The organism is Halochromatium sp., assembly GCF_054919635.1.
This window is the reverse complement of record NZ_JBUDPI010000323.1, coordinates 1-4240: the sequence shown is the minus strand read 5'-3', so window position 1 is coordinate 4240 and position 4240 is coordinate 1. Positions and strand designations below refer to the sequence as shown.

General features: G+C 59.2%; 2 protein-coding genes. Both read right to left on the bottom strand.

The genetic code is table 11. From position 1 onward, the window contains the following. A partial coding sequence (locus ACY693_RS15825) for a hypothetical protein (protein WP_462322776.1) occupies positions 1 to 1893 on the bottom strand: 1893 nt, incomplete at its 3' end. A gap of 66 nt (positions 1894 to 1959) precedes the next feature. Next, positions 1960 to 3501 (bottom strand): phospholipase C, encoded by a 1542-nt coding sequence (locus tag ACY693_RS15820; RefSeq protein ID WP_462322775.1) that lies wholly within the window; start codon positions 3499 to 3501, stop codon positions 1960 to 1962. Positions 3502 to 4240 lie beyond the last annotated feature (739 nt).

Genomic DNA, 4240 nt, shown 5'->3' with positions numbered 1-4240 from the left:
AAAGCTCTGCTCACGGACAATCACGCGGTAGGCTCGGTTGAGGTCCAGCGCGCGCTGCCGGCTGGGTCGCAGCAGCACCGATATATCCTCGCGCAGGCGCATGAGCATGTCAGGGCGCAAGGTGCCGTTTGCATCGAAGAAACGCGCGATCACCTCGGCGTTGGCGCGGAATTCGTCACCGGCGCCGTTATGCTGCAGGTAAAAGGCGTACTCCGGCTGGCCGTCCGGGCGGATGGGCTCGGGAATGCCGGCCAACCCCCGTTGGCTCCAATGGAACCAGCCGCCGCCGGCGTCGCGTCCATCGAGCTTTCTGGCAAAACTGAAGATGCCGTCGCGGGTCGCACCAACGCCCCCGTGACAGCCCATACAGAAGGTCAACTCCTCGCGGGTCTGGGGGCGGAGTTCGCCATTCGCGTCTTCGATGAAACCCTGGTAGAACCAGCCCTGACCATTGCTTAAGCCGGTCTCGTGAGACCCCGTGATCTTGCGCAGTCGATCGGGTGAGCCAAGCTTTTCGAGCGCTTCGTGCCAGACCTGATGACGCAGGGCGTCTTCGTTCACCCAGTCGCCCTTGCGAGCATAGCGCAACTCCTTCATGCGGTTGGCCATACCCAGGCCGTTGTCTGTGTCTGGGTCGATGTAGCGCACGCTATGGAGAAATTCAGTGCCCTCGGGGAACAGGCCAGCGGCCAAATGCAGTCGGCCTGCGTTCTGCTCGACCCGAGCGGCGCCGACATACGACTGGACGCGCTCATGCTCCGACCAGCGCACATGGTCCGCAGTACCGAGCCGACCATCAGCGTCGAGGTCAACGCCCACGTCGGTTTCCGCAACCGGGGGCACGAGCGCGACGTCACGCTCCTTAATCATGGCTTCGACAATGGCCAGGTTCACCCGGTAGATCGCCTCGTCGTACTCGCCGGCTTCGTTATTGCGCAAGGGCTCGGCAAGTCGGATCAGGACATCGCCGGTTGAGCCGTTGGTCGGCCAAAACGTGCCAGGGAAAGGATAGTAGCCGTAGGCGCGCCAACCGCTGGGCGTCCCGTCAGGCGCGCGATCGAAGCCCTGCTCGTCGAACCGGTAGTGACAGTCTGGCACGTAACCGGACCAAAGCCCGTCGCCGTTGGCATCCCAAGCCGTCGGCAGATCGACCATCAACCGTGCGGCCAGCGCGGGGTAATTGTGCTCGCGGACCCATTGCAGAATCGCGGTCTCAGGGATGGCCGCCATCTGCTTGGAACGGTCACGAAACAGATTGATCCAACGGTTCGTGCGCGCCGGCTTTGGGAAAGCATAGGTGGTCTGCAAGTCGCCATCGTTCAGAGCATTAGGCGCGCGCGACTCCGTATGACACGAGAAGCATGGGTTGTAGACACGATTGTCGGCAATCGTATCGGTATAACACTGCGATGGGATATAGGCGGCCTCATTCCACGTCTCGCGCTCGAAGGCAGTGCTCTGCTCTCGCGGACGTTCAATAATGGCCGGGTTCTCGCTGAAGACCCATGTCCCATCGACGAGCTGGTACCCGGCGTAAACAGCGACTTCACCAGACACTCCTGGCAGTTCCGACAAGTCAACGGGGTAACCAACGATTTCGGGCCTGGAAACGCCCAGCGAGCCCAGATCGTTGTAATCGCCGCGCCACGCAAACCAGCCGCCGTCGGCGCGACGCTGCCACCAAAGGCCGTCGCTGAATGCAACGACATACCAGCCAGCGACGAGCGTTCGATGGCGGTCGTCGATGCGGATGAGAATACGGGGTTGAGCGCCGTTGGCGTCTACAAGCACCCGTCCCGCAGTAGGTCCTTCAGCGTCCACCATCGGGAACTCTTCGGCGTGGGCGGTCGTCAGCACGAGCAGGCAGACCATCAAACAAGTTAATCGCGTCATATTGAATTCCACAACTCAAGAAGGCGGCAGCCACCAGAACGGCTGCCGCCGGGTTGCTGGAGGCGATCAGTTTTGGGAAATCGGTTGCCCAGTCACTGGATCGAGGATCAGCGGAGACGCTGGGGTGCCGGTATTGGGATCGAGCAGCATCTTCTCTGTCCGGTTGCCACTAAAATCGAACAGATTGAGCGGCAACGGAGCACGCTCGTCGAAGGAGCCGTAACCAATGCGACCAAGGTCCCAATTGTACTCGATGAACCTTAGCAGAGACGCTGTCTCGGTAAAGGCGCTATCGACAAAGTTGGTCTTTGCGAAGGGCGAGATGAGTAGGAGCGGCACCCGAGTCCCAGGACCACATTGAGCGGGGACCTGTCCCTCACGCGGGGCGCCGCCGCAATCTCCGTTCCCAAGCAGCTGATCAATCTCACCCAAGTTGGAGTGGTTGAGCACCGGTGGCATCACGTGGTCGTACCAGCCATCTGAGTCGTCGTAGGCGATGAAGATGGCCATCTCATCCCAGTAGGGCGAGCTCATCAGTTTGTTGATCGTCTGCACGACGAAGGTCTGCTCGGACAGCGGGTCGGAGTAGCCGGCATGACCGTCCTGATAGGCAGGCGCCTTGATATAGACCACCTCTGGCAGACTGCCAGTGGCTAGGGCAGCGTCCAAATCCATGATGTCATAGAGATGATTGGCCTGGTCGGTATAGCCGATCATGTCCACCGAGCTCGGTGGCAGGTGGTGGGGGTTGGAGGTGTGCTCCCAGTACTGGAAGGGATTGTGGTGTGGAATGTAATCGTTGACCAGCTCCCCAACACGGTTCATGTGGGCCTGTCCGCACACCGCCTTGCCGTTCCCGGTCTCGGTGTGCGCTTGGGTCGGGCGGAAGCCGCCTTCGAACCAGCCCCAGGTGACCCCCTTGGCATTGAGCAAATCAGCCACGTTTCTGGTGCCAGCGAGACTTGCGGTAGTCCCGGTGGAGCAATCATCAAAGGTCGGGTCGAGGTCGTTGTAGATCACGCCCCAAGCGATCCTTCCGTCAACAAACTCGGGCGTGGCATCGTACTTTAGTCCGGACGTCAACATCAGCGCGCCCGGGGTGGAGGGACCAAACACCGAGTTGAAATGGTTGTCGCTCATGGCATAAGCCTGAGCGTAGTTCCAGTAAGCGGTGACGGTATTGCCATCGTAGTGGCCCATCACCGTCGACGGGTCGCAGGGCTCGCCGTTGGCTTCCGCGACTTCGACGAACTTGTCCAGCAGTCCGCCGTTATAGGCGATTTGCTCGTCGGTGTAACCGTGGTCCTGATCGCAGGTCGTGGCTTCACCGCGGTCAAATCGAAACGGCGCAGCTTTATTGGGGTTGTAATTGATCAGTGCCTCGTTAAGGCCATTGACGCTGGGCGTGCCGGGCTTCGCATGGAAGTGGACCGCCTCTTGGCCGGGTGGATTCGCAGCGACCGGATAGGTCGCAAAATAATGGTCAAACGAGACATTTTCCTGAAAGATCACAACGACGTGTTTGATCGGGGTTTGGGTCTCGACAGCCTGTGTTGCGCCTGTGGCCAACAGCAGAGCGATAGCAAAGGCAAGAGTTCGCTGTTTCATCGTAGCAATAACCTCGACGGTTGAAGATGCTGGAAAGTCCACACAGACATAAGGTATTTGGTACGTGGTTCCGCTCGAGCATGAAGCATCTCAAATCGCCGCAGCCTTTTTGCTACGAAACAATGAATTTTTCATTCCAAGCACACGCCCACAGGTTCATGATGGGCTCATCAGGGGTCACTCCATAGAATGGAGAAGATTGCACGCGACGGCAGGCTGACGTCTGGTCAGTGCGCCCAATTCACAGGCTGAAGTGCTGACACGCGGTCGAACTCAAACCAATTGTTGCGAACAAGAACCAGGCCGGATGCCAAAGCAGGTACTGCAATCCAAAGATCGTTTACGTCGATCGGTGTTCCTGCCGGTTCGAGTTCCGCGCGCATGCAGGCGTCGTACCGATGGCTCGCACCGGGCAAACCGAGCGCAGGCACAAGCTCGGTAGAACGCTCCAACCGGTCCGAAGCCTGTTCGGGCTGGGCGTGGTCGCGAACTTAAGCTAACGCGGCCTTGAAATGTCCGGTGTCCGCCTCCTGGGCACCGATCGGCTGATCACGCGAGGCCGGGTGGTGGGTATCACCGAAAAAAAAGTGCGGCGACTGCCGCACTACAATGATTACCACCAAAGGAGGATGGAGGAGTGCACAAGAGGACGATAGACCTCCGGTGCATCATCAGTTTCTTAAATGCTAATCTAGCTGTCAACCCGAGATGGTGTTTTCGACCGCCTACAGCATTTGTC

Coding starts and splice junctions, on each gene's coding strand:
- ACY693_RS15820 (WP_462322775.1), bottom strand. CDS start 3,501: ATGAAACAGCGAACTCTTGCCTTTGCTATCGCTCTGCTGTTGGCCACA.